The 19406-nt window shown below is 64.8% G+C and carries 8 protein-coding genes; 6 read left to right on the plus strand and 2 right to left on the minus strand.

The window, feature by feature from the left end; translation table 11 throughout:
• Nucleotides 1–149 precede the first annotated feature (149 nt).
• Both FHR38_RS28855 and FHR38_RS28860 read left to right on the plus strand, forming a co-directional pair.
• Complete coding sequence (locus tag FHR38_RS28855; protein ID WP_184538114.1) at nt 150–1130, plus strand: tRNA (adenine-N1)-methyltransferase; 981 nt, start codon at nt 150–152, stop codon at nt 1128–1130.
• Between the two features lie 22 nt (nt 1131–1152).
• A complete protein-coding gene (locus FHR38_RS28860; RefSeq protein ID WP_184538116.1) occupies nt 1153–1728 on the plus strand; it encodes a hypothetical protein in 576 nt (191 codons plus the stop codon).
• A gap of 53 nt (nt 1729–1781) precedes the next feature.
• Here the strand turns inward: FHR38_RS28860 and FHR38_RS28865 are convergent, their stop codons facing one another.
• Nucleotides 1782–2081, minus strand: a complete 300-nt coding sequence (locus tag FHR38_RS28865; RefSeq protein WP_184538118.1) for a ferredoxin — start codon at nt 2079–2081, stop codon at nt 1782–1784.
• A gap of 180 nt (nt 2082–2261) precedes the next feature.
• Between FHR38_RS28865 and arc the strand changes: the two genes are divergently transcribed.
• From arc to dop, 3 genes are all read left to right on the plus strand, one after another.
• Nucleotides 2262–4040: a proteasome ATPase gene (gene arc, locus FHR38_RS28870; protein ID WP_184538120.1), complete on the plus strand. Its 1779-nt coding sequence runs from the start codon at nt 2262–2264 to the stop codon at nt 4038–4040.
• A 183-nt stretch (nt 4041–4223) separates the two neighbouring features.
• The gene (locus FHR38_RS28875) at nt 4224–6233 is read left to right on the plus strand and encodes a hypothetical protein (protein WP_184538122.1); all 2010 of its coding nucleotides are present in this window, start codon (nt 4224–4226) and stop codon (nt 6231–6233) included.
• 214 nt (nt 6234–6447) lie between these two features.
• On the plus strand, nt 6448–7965 hold the full coding sequence (gene dop / locus FHR38_RS28880) for a depupylase/deamidase Dop (RefSeq protein ID WP_376771445.1): 1518 nt from the start codon (nt 6448–6450) through the stop codon (nt 7963–7965).
• 55 nt (nt 7966–8020) lie between these two features.
• On the opposite strand, the gene FHR38_RS28885 is transcribed toward dop, so the two are convergent.
• Nucleotides 8021–12274 carry a LamG-like jellyroll fold domain-containing protein gene (locus FHR38_RS28885; RefSeq protein WP_184538124.1) on the minus strand — a complete coding sequence of 1418 codons (4254 nt, stop codon included), beginning with the start codon at nt 12272–12274 and terminating at the stop codon, nt 8021–8023.
• Nucleotides 12275–12892: 618 nt separating this feature from the next.
• On the opposite strand from FHR38_RS28885, the gene FHR38_RS33370 reads away from it, so the two are divergent.
• Nucleotides 12893–19141 (plus strand): RHS repeat domain-containing protein, encoded by a 6249-nt coding sequence (locus tag FHR38_RS33370; RefSeq protein ID WP_312882468.1) that lies wholly within the window; start codon nt 12893–12895, stop codon nt 19139–19141.
• The last annotated feature ends 265 nt before the right edge of the window (nt 19142–19406 follow it).

Raw genomic sequence — 19406 nt, forward strand, 5'->3', positions numbered from 1 at the left:
CGAGCGAAGCGAGGGAACCATTTGGTGGAGCACCGTGGGTCGTGGTGGCGTCGAGCGTAGCGAGGCGATGGCATGACCGAGCGAAGCGAGGGAACCATTTGGTGGAGCACCGTGGGTCGTGGTGGCGTCGAGCGTAGCGAGGCGATGGCATGACCGAGCGAAGCGAGGGAACCGTAGAAACCTCGGCGGGGGCGATGGTGGTGCGTCGCGGGCCGTTCCGGCCGGGTGATCGGGTACAGCTCACCGACCCCAAGGGGCGGTTGCACACCATCACCCTCGAACCTGGCAAGTCGTTCCACACCCATCGGGGCGCGTTGGAGCATGACGGTCTGATCGGCCTGCCCGACGGTAGCGTGGTGACCTCCACCGGTGGTACCGCCTACCTGGCACTGCGGCCACTGCTCGCGGACTACGTGCTCTCCATGCCGCGGGGCGCCCAGGTCATCTACCCCAAGGACGCCGCTCAGATCGTCGCGATGGGCGACGTCTTTCCGGGGGCGAAGGTGCTGGAAGCCGGGGTTGGCTCCGGCGCGCTGACCTGTTCCCTGTTGCGGGCGGTCGGACCGAGCGGTGAGGTGCACTCCTTCGAACTGCGGGAGGACTTCGCGGAGATCGCGCGGCGGAACGTGGAGTCGTTCTTCGGCGGGCCGCAGCCGACGTGGCAGCTGCGGGTGGGGGATGTGGCGACCTGCCAGGAGACCGGCTTCGACCGGATCATCCTGGACCTGCTGACTCCGTGGGAGGTGCTCGATCTGGTGGAGCGGGCTCTGCTGCCGGGTGGGGTCTTCATTGGTTATGTGGCCACCACACCTCAACTGTCGGAGTTGGTGGAGGCGCTCCGGGAGCGGGGCGGTTTCACCGAGCCCCGGGCCTGGGAGTCGCTGGTGCGGGACTGGCACGCCGACGGGCTGGCCGTACGCCCCGATCACCGGATGATCGCGCACACCGCCTTCCTGGTCTCCGCCCGGAAGCTTGCCCCCGGGGTGACCGCCCCGCCCCGTCGACGTAAGCCGAGCAAGGGCGCGGAGGCGTACGCACTGCGTAAGCAGAGCTTGCGCGAGGCGGCTGCCCGGCCGCCGGTCGAGCCTGGCGACGTCGACGACGTGGCGGGGGAGCAGGTCGGCCAGTGACCATCGATGTCGTGAGCCGGGCATGAGCAGTTCCGTCTTCGACGGCGGGGAGTCGTCCGCGGTCTTTCCGGACTGGTCGCCGTACCACGATCTGGAGGCGGCCGCTCGTGCCTACCTACGCGACCCCGACGTGGCCCTCGAGGCGCTCAGCGGGGTGTTGCGGGGGACGTCGGTGCTGGGCTTCACCCTCGAACGCTTCGTCAACGAGGTGAACGGCGTCTGGCAGGAGGTGGTCGTCTGCGACGGCAACCGCCTGCTCCTGTGGCACGGTGAGGATGTGCCGCCGGATGAGGGACCAGCCGGGGCGATGACGTCGTCGCTTCGGGTGGTGCCGGTCTCGACGGTGACCGAGGTCGGCTGCCGGCGCCGGTTGACCCGTACCCCGGACGGCCCGGTCCGGGTGGACAGCATCGATGTCTATCTGCTGCTCAGCTCGCTCGACGAGGGGTCCGTGCCGGGTACGGAGGGCCATCTGGGTTCACGCCACGACGCGTTGCGGTTCGGCAAGACGTTGGACGACGGCGGCCCCGGGCAGATCGCCCGGCTCGGCGAGTTCGCGCAGGTGGTGTCTATGTCGATCGGTCGACCGATCCAGTGAGACACGCCGGGCGGGGCACCTGTCGGGTGCCCCGCCCGGCGTGGCAGTCACGGTCAGACGGCGTCCGGCCCGGCCACCTCGACGTCGTCGTCGGCCCGTACGACGTGGATGCAGTCGCCGGGGCACTCCTTGGCCGCGTCGATCACGTCGAGTCGCAGGTGAGCTGGCACGTCGACCCGGCTGCCCGGAGCCAGAAGCAGCTCACCGTCGCCATCCTTCACGTAGGCTAGGCCGTCGACGTCAAACTCGAAGACCTCCGGGGCGTACTGCACGCACAGACCGTCTCCGGTGCACAGGTCCTGGTCAACCCAGACCCGCAGCTCGTCGGTTTCGGTCTCGGTCCGTGCCGTCACGGCGCACCCCCATGTTCTCGTCCGCCAACATGCCCGACGGTACCCGAATCGCGGCAGGGCTGTTCAAACGGCGTCCCCCTGACGATCAAGCTTCGGTGACGAGGGCGTTGCATGGGACCGAATCGGCGTCATACCGGTTAGTGTTATGGCAGAACGTTCAAGCCCCCGGGGAGGTGGGACGTGGCACGCAGCGACGACGCGGATTCGCGCGCCGCACGGTGGGAGAAGGAGGCCCACGATCTCTCCACCCAGGTCGCGTTCCTTCAGGAGGAACTCGCCTTGGTGCGGCGCAAGCTGACCGAAAGCCCCCGACACGTCCGGCAGCTCGAGGAGCGGCTTGCGGCGACGCAGGCACAGCTGGCTCGACTGACCGAGAACAATGATCGGCTCGTGAGCACCCTCAAGGAGGCACGGGCCCAGATCGTCACGCTCAAAGAGGAGATCGACCGACTGGCGCAGCCACCCAGTGGCTACGGCGTCTTCCTGGCTCGACATGACGACGGCACGGTGGATGTCTTCACCGGGGGCCGGAAGCTCCGGGTCGCGGTGTCGCCCTCGCTCGACGTGGGAGAACTGCGGCGGGGCCAGGAGGTCCTGCTCAACGACGCCCTCAACATCGTGGACGCGTTCGGTTTCGAGCGGACCGGCGAGGTCGTGATGCTCAAGGAGGTGTTGGAGGATTCCACCGGCCTGGGTGACCGGGCGTTGGTGATCTCCCATGCCGACGAGGAGCGAATCGTCCATCTCGCCGAAACGTTGATCGGTTCGCCGCTGCGGGCCGGCGACTCGCTCATGATCGAGCCGCGCTCGGCGTACGCGTACGAGCGCATCCCGAAGAGCGAGGTCGAGGAGCTGGTGCTGGAGGAGGTGCCGGACGTCGACTACGGTGACATCGGCGGCCTGCACACCCAGATCGAGCAGATCCGGGACGCGGTGGAGTTGCCGTTCCTGCACGCGGATCTGTTCCGTGAGCATCAGCTTCGACCGCCCAAGGGCATCCTCCTCTACGGCCCACCCGGTTGCGGTAAGACCCTGATCGCCAAGGCCGTCGCCAACTCGCTGGCCAAGAAGATCGCCGAACGCCGGGGCGAGGAGAAGCACACCAGTTTCTTCCTCAACATCAAGGGCCCGGAGCTGCTCAACAAGTATGTTGGCGAGACCGAGCGGCACATCCGGTTGGTATTCCAGCGGGCCCGCGAGAAGGCCGGCGAGGGCACGCCGGTCATCGTCTTCTTCGACGAGATGGACTCGGTGTTCCGTACCCGGGGCTCCGGGGTCTCCTCGGACGTGGAGAACACGATCGTCCCGCAGTTGCTCAGCGAGATCGACGGTGTGGAGGGGCTGGAGAACGTCATCGTGATCGGTGCCTCCAACCGGGAGGACATGATCGATCCGGCCATCCTGCGCCCCGGACGTCTCGACGTCAAGATCAAGATCGAGCGGCCGGACGCCGAGGCAGCCAAGGACATCTTCTCCAAGTACATCCTCACCGGGCTGCCGCTGCACCCTGACGACCTAGCCGAACACGGAGGTGATCCGCAAGCCACGGTCGCCGCGATGATCGAGGCGGTCGTGCTGCGGATGTACTCCGAGACGGAGGAGAACCGGTTCCTCGAGGTCACCTACGCCAACGGTGACAAGGAGGTCCTCTACTTCAAGGACTTCAACTCGGGTGCCATGATCCAGAACATCGTCGACCGGGGTAAGAAGTCGGCCATCAAGGAGTTCCTCTCCTCCGGCCGTAAAGGTCTTCGTCTCCAGCACCTGCTCGATGCCTGCGTCGACGAGTTCCGGGAGAACGAGGACCTGCCCAACACCACCAACCCTGACGACTGGGCCCGGATCTCCGGCAAGAAGGGCGAACGGATCGTCTACATCCGTACGCTCGTCTCGGGCGGCAAGGGCACCGAGGCCGGCCGATCCATCGAGACCGCGAGCAACACCGGTCAGTACCTGTAGCACCTGCCGAAGGTTGCCCGGGGCGGATGATCCGTCACGGGCAACCTTCGTTTGTACTACCTTGTCCCAAGACCCTCTGACCCGGATATCGCAACCAATGGCCGCCCCGGAGAATCAACTCCGGCACCTGAATAGACTGCGTCGGCTGTCACACAAACACCGACCCTTCAGGAGTGTGGACCAGTGAACGCCGACATCTTCACCGATCGTCGAGCGGACGGAGCTGACACCGGTCCGGTACCGAGCAAAGCTGCCGAATCCCGCCCATCATCTGGGATCCCCCGGTGGGGCCTGGTAGCGGTCCTGCTACTCGCCTCATGGGCAGTTCCAGCCGGAGCGTACGCCGTACACGCCGCGTGGCTGTTGCCACCATTGGTCCTGATCGGTACGGCCAGCCTTCTGCGCGGTGGACGTACCCTGCTCGATCGGCTGATGCTCGCCACCGGCCTGCTGATCGGCATGATCTGTGCGGTCGGGCTGTTGTTCTCTATCTGGCCATGGGGGCTGCACCCGGTACCGGTCTCGGGTGCTGCGTTCACCGTGTTGCTCGCGGTGGCGGTGTTGACCGGCCGCCGGCCGGCGTTTCCACGGCCCAGTTGGACCGATGGCCTCTCCATCGGCGCTGCACTGTTGCTCATCGGCTACCTGTCCGTGCCGTATCTGCGGGCTTCGGGTTTCACGCAGCGGCTGGGGTTCGTGATGATGGGAGAGGACAACTCCCGGCACATCGCGCTCTTCGATGTAATCGGACGAATGGGCGGGTACCTGTTCGTTGACGAGGCAGGAGCACGCGAGCACATCTTCTCCGGGCTGATCTACTATCCGCAGGGCTGGCACCTTACTGCGGCGTTGCTCGACGGGTTTGTACGCCAATCTGGCACCGCCCCCGGTGGTTCAGCTGCCGTGGACCATTACGTCTTCTGGACCCTGGCCGGCTTCGGGCTGCTCGCACTCTCGCTCATCTGGGCTGCGCAATGGGTCGCCGGGCAGTTGCATGCCCTGCATCGGCTGGTGTTGGTCGGCGCGGCGGTTGCGCTCTGTCTCGGGACGGAGCTGCCTCGTCTGCTGGTTTACGGATACCCGACGGAGGCAGTCGGCTTGGCGCTGACCGCATTGGTGGCCGCGGTGGCGATTCGTCCCCTAGCGGGAATGCGTGAACAGTTGGCGCTGATGGGGGCCTTGTTGGTGGCTATCGGCTTCGTCTACTACCTGTTTGTCTTCCCGGCTGGGGTGATGGTGGCGTTGTGGTTGGTCGCCGACCGCCGTGCTGTCGCCACCCGTCGCGGCACCTTGATCGCGGTGGCGCTGCTAACTGCCGTGCTTGCCCCGCTCACGGCTCTGCTCGGGGTGCTGGTCGCGGACCAGAGCGACGCGTTGGCCGCAGGGGGTCCGGCGGTCGAGACGGCATACGACACGTTGTTGGGCCTGGTTGCGGTCGTTGGGATCGGCCTGGTGGCCCGCTCTGGGCTGGGCAACGCTATCTGGCGGCGGTACCTGGCGGCGCTCTTGGTCACGCTCGGATTCGCCTTCGCGGTCTGGTCGGTCAACGTCTATTCCGGCATCAAGCCTGGCTACTACTTCGGCAAGAGCACCCACCTGGGCATCGTCCTGCTGATCATCGGTCTGGGGGCGGTGATCCGGCTGTTGCCGACTCCCGAACCGGCTACCGGCCCCACCGATGACAGCGCAGCCCGCCTTGCCCGCGCCACCGTCCGCCGATGGCTGCAACCGGCCACCGTCGCTGCGTTCGCCACCCTGGCGATCTTCGCCGGTTCGGGGGTCGTCGGCTGGACCGGAGGTTTCTTCCGGATTCCAGATGACACCACCTGGTCGCGAAAATGGGTGGAGCGCGGATTCCAGAAGCGGTCACTGGCCGAGGTGGTTGCTGCGGCAGAGCGGCAGTTCCCGGCGGTTCCTGGTACCACGACGCTGATCGTGGACCAGAGTGCGATGCACGGCTACATCGATTCGATGTTCCTGTCCGCCATGCAGGGCACCACGGGAGAGACCGAGCCCGGCATCTACGGCATGAAGTTCGTAGAGCCCGAACGCACCCGCCGGATATTGACCCGGTTGACTGGACCGGTCCGCCTGATCGTCGCGCACCAGGCCGGACTGGATGCGGTCAATCAGGTGCTGGTCGATGATCCGGGACTGGCCGCCCGGGTCACGATCGTCCACCTTGCGAGATAGCACGCACTGACAAGGGGCGGGCAGTCGAAGCAGATTCGCGTATCCAGGGGTCCGGCTGCGCGGTCGCCTGCGATCACGCGGACGCGCCGCCCGCCCCCAACCGCCGATGCGGACTACGCTGAAAGCCACGGCCGGCGAAGTGAGGCGAGAGCATGAGCGAGCGTAACGGGCGAAACCAGCCACGCATCCTCAGCGAGCAGAGCGAGGCAGCGGCATGAGCGTACGGCGGATCATGGGCACTGAGGTGGAGTACGGCATCTCGGTTCCCGGCCAGGCCGGGGCCAACCCGATGGTCACCTCGTCACAGGTGGTCAACGCCTATGGCGCCCGACCCGAACTGACTCGGGGCGGGCGGGCGCGGTGGGACTACGAGGAGGAGTCACCGCTGCGGGACGCCCGCGGGTTCACCTACTCCGGCGCGGCCTATGACCCGGCCGAGGCGCTCGCTGACGAGGACCTCGGACTGGCCAACGTCATCTTGACCAACGGTGCCCGGCTCTACGTCGACCACGCCCATCCGGAATATTCGACGCCGGAGGTGACCAACCCGCTGGACGTGGTGCGCTGGGACAAGGCCGGGGAGCGGGTGATGGCCGAGGCTGCTCGCCGGGCGGCGACCATTCCTGGCACCCATCCGATCCATCTCTACAAGAACAACACCGACAACAAGGGCGCCAGCTACGGGGCCCACGAGAACTACCTGATGCGTAGGCAGACCCCCTTCGCGGACATCGTCGCCTATCTGACGCCGTTCTTCGTGACCCGACAGGTCGTCTGTGGTGCCGGACGGGTCGGCCTCGGTCAGGACGGCTCACAACCGGGTTTCCAGATCTCCCAGCGGGCCGACTTCTTCGAGGTCGAGGTCGGCTTGGAGACGACCCTCAAACGACCGATCATCAACACCCGGGACGAGCCGCACGCCGACGCCGACAAGTATCGGCGACTGCATGTCATCATCGGCGACGCCAACCTGTCGGAGATCTCCACGTACCTCAAGGTCGGCACCACCGCCCTGGTGCTGACGATGATCGAAGAGAAGGTGCTCACCCCGGAGTTCGGTATCGCCGATCCCGTCGCCGAACTACGCGCGGTCAGTCACGATCCGTCCCTGACCCATCTCATCCGGCTGCGGGATGGACGCCGGTTGACCGCGCTCGACCTGCAGTGGGCCTATCTCGAACGAGCGCGCGCCTTCGTCGAGGATCGGTACGGCAGCGACGTCGATGATATGACCGCCGACGTGCTCGACCGCTGGGAGAGCGTGCTGGACCGGCTGGGGCGCGACATCATGCTGTGCGCCGGCGAGCTGGACTGGGTGGCCAAGCTGCGCCTACTCGAGGGCTATCGGGAGCGGGAGAAGCTCGGCTGGGCCTCGCACAAGTTGCAACTGGTCGACCTGCAGTACTCCGACGTCCGGCCGGAGAAGGGCCTCTACCACCGGTTGGTGGCCCGGGGCTCGATGACGACGCTCCTGTCTGACGAGGCGGTCCGTACCGCGATGGTGGAGCCGCCAGAGGACACCCGCGCCTACTTCCGTGGCCGCTGCCTGGCCCAGTACGCCTCCGAAGTGGTCGCTGCCAGCTGGGACTCGGTCATCTTCGACGTCGGCCGGGAGTCGCTGGTCCGCGTGCCGATGATGGAGCCGGAACGGGGCACCAGGAAACATGTCGGGGCGCTTTTCGACCGGTGTGCCAGCGCCAAGGACCTACTGGAGACCCTGACCGGCGGCTGAGGTTACACGTGCTGCTGGTCGGTGGGATCGGCCCGCCGACCAGCAGCACGATCTACTACCAGCCGCCGCTGATCATCTCGCGGACCGCTTCCGGTGACTGGTCCCACATGTCACCATAACGCCACAGGATTCCCGTGGCATCGTGGCGAACTATCAATTCAAGTTCGTTGTCGTCGTCGAAATCGGCGATACCGAAAAACGTGTAGCCGTTCCAGCCGGTACCGATTTGCCGTCCGGTGCTTCCCGGGAAGTCGTAGAGTCGCAATGTGTCGGTGGTGCTCATTCGCGTGACGATGTCAGGTATGCCGTCGGAGTTTACGTCAGCTAACCCGTATGGTGAATAGCCCGTTCCCCAACCGTTCCCCATGAAAACGCGAGCACCCGTGCCTCCAGTGAGATCACCCGGATAGTAGTACATGTTCGAGTTTGCCTTGTCCACCGTGATGACGTCCTGGTGACCATCCTGGTTCCAGTCGCCAACGCCGAATATGGTGTGGTTGCACCAGCCGATTCCGAGTTCGGTGGGCTGCGGGCTCAGGTCGTCGGCGGTGCCGAGGAACACCTGGAGCTTGCAGGTGGTGTTGTCACGTACCAACACGTCCTGATATCCATCGTGGTCCCAGTCCGCGATGCCGACTGTGGTGAACTGGTTCCATCCGGTCGCCATCAGCCGGGGTTCCCCAACGGTGTTGCCATTCTTGGGGTACCGCCACAGGTTTCCAGTGGGATCAGCAGCGTAGATCTCGACCACCTTCTGGGTTGTCCCAGGAGGCGTCCACTTGGTTGCCCCGAACGGAACGAGGCTCCCGCTGGGCTGCGTGTTGCTGGCGTTGACCTGGCTCGGCGTCAGCGCGGTGTTCCATACTTGAAGGTTGCTGATCTGCCCCGAGTAGTAGGCCGCCGGGGCGCCCAGATACAGGAAGCGGCCGACGACGAACTTGCCGGTGGCAGGCCACGTCGGTGTATTGGTGTACTGGGCAGTCGCCTTCAGGCTTCCATTGACATAGAGAGCCAGCGTCCGGTTTCCGGCGTTGTAGGTGGCGATCAGATGAGTCCAGACTCCGAGAGCCGTACCAGCGGGAGTAACCGCCTGGGTGTAGACCCACGTGTTGGCGTCTCCTGCAGCCATTCCGAAGCGCCAGGTGTTGTCGACCTCGTTGTTCCACAGGATGAAGCGTGAAGAGTGGGCTCCGTCCTCTGAGACGATCACCCCACCCTGCCCCGTGGGTTTCACCCATACCGAAATGCTGAACGACTTTGTCGTGTCGATGAGCGCCTCATTGCTGGTCAGGTGCCCGGTTCCGGAATGATCGATGTTGGTGCCAGTGGCATCGGTGTTGAGCAGGATGCTGGGGCTGAACAGGTCACCCGTCCGCCAGACCGCGTTCCCGGTGGCGGTCAGCGTCTTGCCGCTGGTGGTTTCAGTGGCAGTCGTGACCGTTCCGCTGCTGCCGTCGTTCATCGGCCAGGTGTAGTTGGAGGTGATCAAGGCCTGGCTTGCCTGGGCAGAAATGGTGCCGGTGCCGGCGGTCAGGTTGGTGACGAGCCAGGCGCCACTGTGTGCGCCTGCACCGATGGTCCACAGGTCGGCCGTGCCGTCGTTGTTGATGTCAGCAGCGCGGAGGCTGTGGGTCGCGCCAGCGTTCCAGTTGGTGGAGAGGGCGTACGGAGTGTAGGTGAGCTGGCCTGTCTCGGTGTTGAAGGCGAGGTTGGTCCAGAGGTGGAGAGCACCGGTGGCCCGGTGCCACAGGAACATCGACGTACCGCTGGTCAACTGGGCGGTACTGATGGTCCAGGAATCCCAGTCGGTTCCTCCGGTCGGGGTGATTGCGGTGGTACGAATTACTTCAACATAACCGGCGGGCCAGCCACCGTTGAGGTAGTAGGTGAGGTGATAGCCGGCGGCGGCATCGCCGCTGGTGCCGATGAGGTCGGGGAACGGGCTGCCCAGTCCGCGGCTATCACCAGCATTGGCTAGTTGTAGCGGCCAGTTGCCGTCTTCGTCCGTGAGTAGGGCTGGATCTATCCCGAACCGGTTGTCGTTCAGTTGCGCCTGGATGACCGACCCATCGCCGTTTGCCCGCAGAATGCCAGTGCTTCCTTGATCTGCGCCCGCAGGGTAGTAGATGAGCACGTCCTGCAGCCCGGTTCCGGTGAACCGGCCCGTTATCGCCTTGGCGCTGTTGAAGTCGCTTGGAGACTTGCTTCCGGCCACCCCGTTGCCGTTGGCGCCGATGTTGGTGATGTTCGTATTGACGCTGGCGCCGCTCTTGCCTGCTCCCAGCCAGAGGCCGGAGGGCAAGCCATTGATGCCACCGGTAGTGACGAGATCGGCCGTTCCGTCGCCATTCATATCAGCGTCTGCGGCGACGGCACTGGGGGCAGAGTTGAAGGTCACGCTGGCGGTCTCACCGAAGTTTCCACCGGCAGAGAGGCTGGTGACGGTGAGGGTGTTGGTGAACCGGGTCGGAGTGACGGTCACGCTTGCATTACCGCTGGTTGCCGTGACGGTAAGCGGTGCTGAGTCATTGAGCTGGTAGCTGTACCCGGCGGGGATACTTCCTGACGGCGGGGCGATGGTGAAGGTGGCACCTTGGCCGATGGTTGTTTGCTCGGCAGGCGGGGTTACCACCGGTGGCCCAGCCCGGGTGGGGTCGTAGTCGAATCGGCAGGTGTCCGACCAGTCGCTGGTCATGTTGAAGTCGGTTGTCTGCACCTTCCACGAGAAGCCGGTGACACTGCCACCGGCAGCAGCGAGGAGGGTGGCCGCCGGTATGACGAGCACCGCCGTACTTCCCGAGGAATAGGTGAGCAGGTTGGGGTTGGACGAAGCGATGGGGGTCTCGGTCGAGTCTGCGGTCTTCCACAGTTTGAAGGAGACCCCGAGGACCCCGCCATTCCGATCCGAGGCCGGGGCATAGAGGGAGACCGGGCCGTCTCCGACAGTGGTCGGAGTCGCGGCCGTGCAGGAGGTCTGGGGGGACGTGGTCAGCCCGGCTGGCTTGTTGGGCTTGTGGTTGTAGAGGATCGTCAGGGTCGGGCTGGTCTCGAGAAACTTCTTCCAACCCCATACGTCGTTGGCTTCGTTGTCGGCGGTGAGGATCAGGGTCTGGGAGGATTTACCAGCGGTGACGTTGTTCCGGATTTCCGGCGTGACGTCAAAGGAAGCGGCTGCGGCCTTGCAGCTGTTGCTGTAGCCGTAGGCGAATTCCTTCTGGTCCACGATTGAGCCGTAGCTGACGTTCTTCCAGTGGTTCCAGGTTGCGTTGGAAGAGGTCAGTGTGGCTGCCGGAGCGTACAGGTTGACCTTCTTGGCGGTACACGAGTACGAGTACGTATTAGTGATCTTGAAGGTGGCCGAGTTGATTACGGCGCCCGCCAAGGTGCCGGTGGGGACCGGAAAGTTGACTAACGTGTGGGACCACTGACTGCCGGAGTTGCCGACCTGCATCCGGCCGTCTGGGTCCGGGGTCTTCTTCCAGAAGTTGCTGGCCGGATGGTCTCGCGAGATCGTCGACCATCCGCTCTTGGCGGCACCTGCGCTTGCCCAGTTGAAGGTGGGATCGATGAAGACCGGGTAGGTGGTTGCCGGCGAGGTCAGCATCGACCGGTCCGGGGTGAGGTCGATCCGGCCGGCGCGGAGATTCGTGCCGATTCGGGCCACCTTTGCCCGCGATCCGGGGGCTTTGGCGGTCGACGCTGTCCCTTGCGCCGCGCTGGCGGCCGTACCGCTGGCCGAGTCCCACATGGTCGCGGCGGGTGCGAACAGAACCTCTTTCCCGGCCCGGTCGCGGCCGGTGATGTTGCCGGCCTTGTCCGTACCCAGCGTGAAGCCCTGTGCCTTCGTGGTGAGGGTGAGCTGGCTCAACGCCGGGTGGGTCGCTGCCGTCGCGTCGCGAACCACCAGGACATGCGAGAAGCCTCCTTCCCTGTTGACCGTGACCTGCAAGTCGACGCCGGAGAGGACGTTCGGGTAGGTCGCGGTCGCGCCGGTCAGGGATGGTTTCGGCAGCGGGAACGGTAGCGATAGCTCCAGGGATCGATCCCCGCTGACCATCGTGGCCATCGGCCCGGTGCCGCCGCCGGAGAGCGTGATCTCGTGCAGGGAAGTGACCGGGGTGATGCGACCATCGCCGTGGCGGACCAGGGTCGCGTCGAGCGGCTTCCAGGCCTTGCCAACCCGCTTCCGGGTGGGCGCCGCCGACTGATGGACCGCCACGGTGCCGTCCGGATTCGCGGTCATGGTCGATGTCGGGGTGGCTGCGGCGGTTGCCTCCACCGGCTTGCCACTTCGCTTGGCCTGAGCCATGGCGCTGTCTACGCCCAGCTCTCCGGTGGTCGACCTGGTTGGGGCCGACGATGCAGGGGACGCTGCGACGACGAGCGCTACTGCGGTAGACGCCAGCAGCATTCCGGTCGCGGCGACGTCACTGACAACGCGTTTCCATCGTGGACTGAGCCTGGACAAGTCTTCCCAACTTTCGCTGAGGGGTGAGGAGAAGATTCGGGCCCACAGCTAACCAGTCTCGGTAGCGCTGGGAGAGTGAGATGTAGCTCTCTGGAGTTGGATTGGTGTGACTATCGATCGATTTGTCGCCCATCGAAAGATCTATCGTTATGATCTCGTGATCTTCGATGAGTTCCGATCATGAGAAGGTGGCTTCGCCACGCGGAGTGGGCGACACAGCGCCCTGCGTGGTTTCTCTGTCTCTCGCTGATCGGGTGGGCTCGCATGGGCAGGTACGGCGGTACGCGGATGCGCGACCGGTGGATGACGACCGTCGCACTGGTAACAACAACGACCCTGGTCGCCAGTTTCCTCGTGGCTACGCCGTCGACTGCGCGTCCGAACGACTCACAGCGGGCTGCCGCCACACCGTCCCCGGGGCCGTCCGTGACCGGCGTCAAACCGTCATCGACCCGGTTCGTGACACCGAGGGACGCAGCCAAGAGCAGCTATCGGCCCAGCCGAGTCAACTGGCCGGCGGCGTCTGCGGCCGACGTGTCACTGGCCCGACCTGCTGCCCTCGGCGCTGTGGGTGCCAAGGTGCGCGTGGGGAAGACGCCAGTTTGGGTGCAGCCGGTGGTGCGGACCAACGACCGAGCAGGCTCCCAGCGAGTCGGCGTACGGTTGCTGGACCGTGCGGCGGCCACGGCCGCCGGGATCGACGGTGTCCTCTTCTCCCTGACACCGGAGCAAGGGGCAGCGGGAGCCGGGACGGTACGTGTCGGTATCGACTACGCGAACTTCGCCGAAGCCTACGGTGGAAACTACGGCTCCCGGCTACGGATGGTCCGGCTGCCCGCCTGCGCCCTCACCACCCCAAATGCGACGGTGTGTCGAACGGCCGAGTCTCTCCCGTCGAGTAACGACCCGGCGAGTCAGACGGTTGCCACCGAGATCCAGATGACCGGCTCGACAACCGCCGAGGCGGTCGTGATGGCGGCAGTGGCATCGGCGGGTGACGAGGGTGGCAAGGGCGGTACCTACGCCGCGACCGACCTGAAGCCCGCTGGCTCGTGGACCGGCGGCGGCAGCAACGGATCGTTCAGCTACTCCTACCCCGTCACGGTGCCCCCGGCCGCCTCGGATCTGGTGCCGGCGGTGGCGTTGTCCTACGACTCGAGCGGTGTGGACGGTCAGACGGCGTCGACCAATGCCCAGGCGTCCTGGGCCGGTGACGGCTGGTCCACGCCACGTTCATACGTTGAGCAGACCTTCGTCTCCTGCCAGGACGATCCAGGGGGCAAGGCGTCGCCCGTGAAGACCTACGATCGGTGCTATACCGGTCCGATTCTGACGTTGTCGCTCAACGGGTCTTCGTCGGCGCTGGTCTGGGACGCTGACAAGGAGGTATGGAAACCGGAGTCGGACAACGGTTCGGTCATTACCCGGGTGACCAACTCGAACAACGGCAGCGGCACCTACCACACCGACTACTGGCGGGTGACGCAGCGCGACGGCACGGTGTACGAGTTCGGTCGTAACCGGCTGCCGGGCTGGTCCGCTGGTAAGGCGGAGACGAAGTCGGTGGACCACACCCCCGTCTATTCGCCGCACTCGGGCGATCCGTGCTACAACTCGGCCGGCTTCTCCTCGTCGGTCTGCACCATGGCGTACCGGTGGAACCTGGACTACGTCACCGACCTGCACGGCAACGCGATGGCCTACTACTACAAGCAGGCCACCAACTACTACGGCCGAAACAAGGGCGCTACCGACGTCTCGTACGTACGGGACAGTTGGCTGGAGCGGATCGACTACGGCTTCACCGACGGTGGGGCCTACGGCACCCCGCCGAACCAGGTCGTCTTCGCCACCGGCCCCCGCTGTGTGGCGGCCACCTGCGAGCCGCTGAACTCCTCGACCAAGGCGAACTGGCCGGACGTACCGTACGACCTGGTCTGCAACCAGGGCACCGACTGTGACGACTGGAGCCCGGCGTTCTTCTCCACCGTCCGGCTGACCTCGATCACCACGCAGCAGTACAACACGGCGACGTCCGCCTATGAGCCGGTCGACTCCCACGCCCTGGCGCACACCATGCCGCCGACCGGGGACGGCACCTCGCCCACCCTGTGGCTGACCTCGATCACCCGTACCGGTCACGACACCAGCGCGGGCGGGTCCGCCTCGGCGATCGCGCTGCCCTCGGTGTCGTTCACCGGCATCAAGCTGGCCAACCGGGTCGATGCGGTGACCGGCGGGCTGCCCGCCTTCTATCGCCAGCGGATCGAGACGATCACCACCGAGACCGGCTCGGTGATCACCGCCAGCTATGAGCTGCCCCAGCCATGTACCGCTCCGGTCTCGCTCGACCCGGCGACGAACACACGATCCTGCTATCCGGTCTACTGGACCCCGGACGGCTACACCGCGCAGTTCCGGGACTGGTTCAACAAGTACGCGGTCACCCGGGTCACCAGCACCGACCCGACCGGCGGGGCACCCGCGTTGTCCAGCAACTACGAGTACCTCGATGGTGCCGCCTGGCGCTACGACGAGAACGAGGTCGTCAAGGCCAAGTACCGCACCTACGGACAATTCCGGGGGTACGCCAAGGTCAGGACCCGCAACGGCGACGGGGTCAACGACCGGAAGACCCTCTCAGAGGCCATCTACTACCGGGGCATGTCGAAGAACAACAACACCACCGTAGTGAACGTGACCGACTCCGCCGGTGGGGTCCACGAGGACCACGAGCAACTCGCCGGACGGGAGTTGGAGACCACGACCCACCTCGGTGACGGTGGCCCGGTCGATTCGTCCACCATCACGTCGTACTGGATATCACCGGCGGTCGCCTCGCGGGCCCGGACCGGACTGCCGGCCCTGACCGCCACCTGGGTCGAGCCGATCAAGACCTACAGTCGGCAGGCGGTGACGGGCGGCGAGGCCACGACCTGGCGGTACACCGAGACCGACCAGTCGTACGACGCCGATCCGGCCAGCGCCACCTTCGGGCTACTCAAGCACACCTACACCCACACCGTTCCGACCGACGCCGCCTACGACCAGTGCACCTCGCTCACGTATGCCGCGGTCAACATCGATAGGAACCTGGTCGGGCTGGTCAGCCAGACCGAGACGGTGGCTGTTGCGTGCGGCGGGTTCACCCAGGGCACCCCGGCATCGGTCCCCGGCAGCGTCAACACGCTCACCGCGCCGGCCAGCGTCGACCGGCCTGCCCAGGTCGTCAAGCACGAACGCACCTACTACGACGACGACGAGGACTTCGACACGACGTTCCCGCAGGCCACCGCCCCAGCCAAGGGCGACGTGACCATGACCCGAGTGGCCGCCGGCTGGTCCTCCGGGGCCTACAGCTACCAGACCGATACGCGGTCGACGTACGACTCGTACGGTCGGGTGGTCGACGCATACGACGCCATCGGCAACAAGGACACCACGGTCTACACGATGAATGCGGTCGGACTGACCACCGGCACGTCGGATACCAATCCACTGGAGCATGAGACGTCCACAACGATCAGCCCTCGACGTGGGCTGACTTTGACCACCACCGACGCCAATGGTGTCGTCGCGCGGCAGCAGTACGACGCCCTCGGCCGAGTGACCTCGGTCTGGCTCAACTCCCGGGCAACCACCACACCGGCCAACCACAAGTTCACCTACACGGTCTCGAAGACCGGCGTGACCGGGGTGACGACCGAGCAGTTGACCAACGAGGGGAAGTATCGTTCCTCCGTCACGATCTATGACGCGTTGCTGCGACCTCGACAGACGCAGGCGACGACTCCGCAAGCCGGACGAATGATCACCGATACCTTCTACGACACCCGGGGCTGGACCCGTGCCACATACAACGGTTGGTGGGACCCGGTGACGACTCCGGTGGTCGGCGCTCCGGCGACGGCCGTGGACCTGGTCGAGAAGGTGCCCAACCAGACCTTCAACACCTACGACGGCCTCGGCCGAGCCGTGATTAGTGCTGCCGCCAAGAACGGCGTCACCGTTTCGACCACCACGACTGTCTACAACGGTGACCGGACCACCGTCATCCCGCCGGTCGGGGGTGTTGTGAAGTCGACCGTGACCGATCCACTTGGCCGGACGAAGGAGCTGCACGAGTATTCCGTGCTGCCCACCCTGAACACCCCGACGGACACCTTCACCGGGATCTTCACGGTGACCGGGGGGACCGCGACGATCAGCCGGTACGGCTACGACCAGCGGGGCAACCAGACCACCCTTACCGACGCCCAGGGCAACATCTGGACCTCGACCTACGACCTGCTTGGCCGGTTGACCAGCAAGGACGACCCGGACGCCGGGGGCAGCAGCATGGTCTACGACGCCAACGGCAACGTCGTCCAGAGCACCGACGCCCGTAACAAGACCATCTCCTACATCTACGATGCGCTGAACCGTAAGACGGGCGAGTACGCGGCGACGGTCGCCAACCAGTCCGCCGCCAACCAGCGGGCGAAGTGGGTGTACGACAACGCTGACAACGCCGTCGCCAATATGACCTACCCCATCGGTCAGCTCACCACCACGACCGCCTATTCGGGTGGTCAGGCGTACACTACGCAGCAGAAGGGGTTCGACGTCTTCGGGAACTCACTCGGCACCACGGTGACCGTCCCGCAGTCCGAAGGACTGCTGGGGGGCAGCTACGTCTTCGGTCACAGCTACACGTCGACACTCGGCCTGCCTCTCAAGGACACCTACCCCGCCAAGGGCAGCCTGCCGGCTGAGACTGTGACGCACGGCTATACCCCGTTGGACCTACCTCGCTCCCTCGGTGGCCTCGCTCCGTACACGCAGAACACGAGCTACGACGCCTGGGGGCGAGTCACCTTCCAGGCGCTCGGTGGCCCCACCACCGTGGCAGGGGTAACGAACACCTATGACGACCACACCGGTCGACTCATCCGGCAACTCGTTGACCGACCCGGTACCCCCACGACTTATATTGATGATCAGCACTACAAGTACGACCTGGCGGGCAACGTCATCAAGAAGACAAGCACCAGGCTCGGTGCCAGCACCCCGTCGGAGACCCAGTGCTACGGCTACGACGGCCTGGCCCGCCTGACCGAGGCGTGGACCGCCACCGATGACTGTGCCGTCGTTCCCACCGCCGGCAACCGGTCCATGGTGGGCAACGCCATCGGGGGCGGTAGCGCGTACTGGACGAGCTGGAGCATCGACGTGCTCGGTAACCGTACACAGCAGGTCGAGCGCAACCTCGCCGGTGGCGCGGATACCGTCACCACCTACAGCTACGACGGCAATGGTGGAGGTCAGCCGCACACCCTCACCGGCACCAGTACGACCGGCGGTGAGACCGGGTCGACCAGCTACGCGTACGACGCTGCCGGCAACACCACCAGCCGCAACGCCGGTCAGGGCAACCAGACGCTTGCCTGGAATGAGGCTGGCAAGCTCACCTCGATCACCGGAGGAACCGGCGGAGACAGCAGCTTTGTCTACAACGCCGACGGGGAGATCCTGCTACAACGGGAACCGGGCAAGACCACGCTTTACCTACCGGGCCAGCAGCTCACGCTCGACACCGCTGCCAACACGGTGAGCGGGTCGCGATACTACGCCCTGCCGGGCGGCGGCACCTGCATTCGGAGTGGCAGCGGTAGCGACTACACTTTCGCCATCGCCGATCATCAGGGCACGCCGAGTCTCTACCTCGACTCCACGGGGCAGAACCCGACCTGGCGGCAGTACACGCCGTACGGGGCGGCACGCGGTGCTGACGGGGCTTATCCCGACAACCGGGGTTTCCTCAACAAGCCGATGAGTCCGAGTGGACTGACGATCGTCGGTGCCCGGGCGTACGACCCTGAGATCGGCCGATTTATCTCCGTCGACCCGCTACAGGACACCGGCCAGCCGCAGCAGTGGAACGGCTATTCGTACACCAACAACACCCCGGTCACCCTTAGTGACCCGACCGGAATGATCCCTGCTGACTGTCGTGATCACGACTGCTACGGCTACAGTGCGCAAGCGCTCAAGAAGAACGGTGGGGGCTGCAAGTACGGCTGTGGCACCACCAAGAACAAAGAGTGGGGCAAGAAGAATCGCAAGACGAGCACCAAGGCCAAGCAGGTCAAGGCGCGGTGGCCGAAGGTGCCGGCCACGGATTTGGATGGAAAGAAGCGCCCTGATGGTCGGGGTGGCCATTGCTTCCTAATGGTCTGTTCGCCCCTGCTGGGACCTAGTGTTGTCCAGTCCCGAACCTGCATCTTTACTTGGTGTATTGATTGGAGCACTGGTGATGGTAGAGATGAATGGTGTTGGGATTGCACGTTGCAACCCATTGCAGAAGGGCTGACCGACCTAAAGACTCGCGCGGTAGAGGGACTGTATGGGGAGGTCAGTGTTTGCTTCCTCGCTTGTGTGGCCGTTCAGGCGAACAGTGACGGTGTTTTCCTCAATGGGGGAGGGCATGGTTGTTGCAAGGTTGGCGGAACTCTCGGTGTCATGAGTGCGCCTCCGGCAGAACAGCAAGGTATCTCCTATGGCGGATGCCTGGTTTACTATGTGGGCGCCTGTTATGCGGGGGGTGAGCGTAAGGGTTCAGGTCCGCCAGATCGTAGTTATTGGCATGGCGGCGGAATCGGGGTCGGGGCCGGGGCGGGCTATTTTGGGGGTGGTACTTTTTGGAGTCGGCGGCTAATCGATTGGTGATCTACGATTTAATTATCCATGATGAAGGGCGTGCAACGTCCGAGGATCCGATACAATCTCTTTTCCTGGGGCTGTTTGTCGTGGTCTTTACTGTTGCTCTCTCGCTTGTCTCAATCAATGAGCTGAGGAGAGGTGGAGGAAGGGTAGAGTCTTCGTGGTTGAGTCCGCTTAGGCAGCTCCGGCAGTATCCGAAGTATTCTTTGACCATACTTGCTGTTTTGTTTATTGCGGGAGTCGTTGCCGTCGTTCAAGGTGTATATTATCT

Origin of the sequence: Micromonospora polyrhachis (genome assembly GCF_014203835.1) — a bacterium.
GTDB classification, from domain to species: domain Bacteria; phylum Actinomycetota; class Actinomycetes; order Mycobacteriales; family Micromonosporaceae; genus Micromonospora_H; species Micromonospora_H polyrhachis.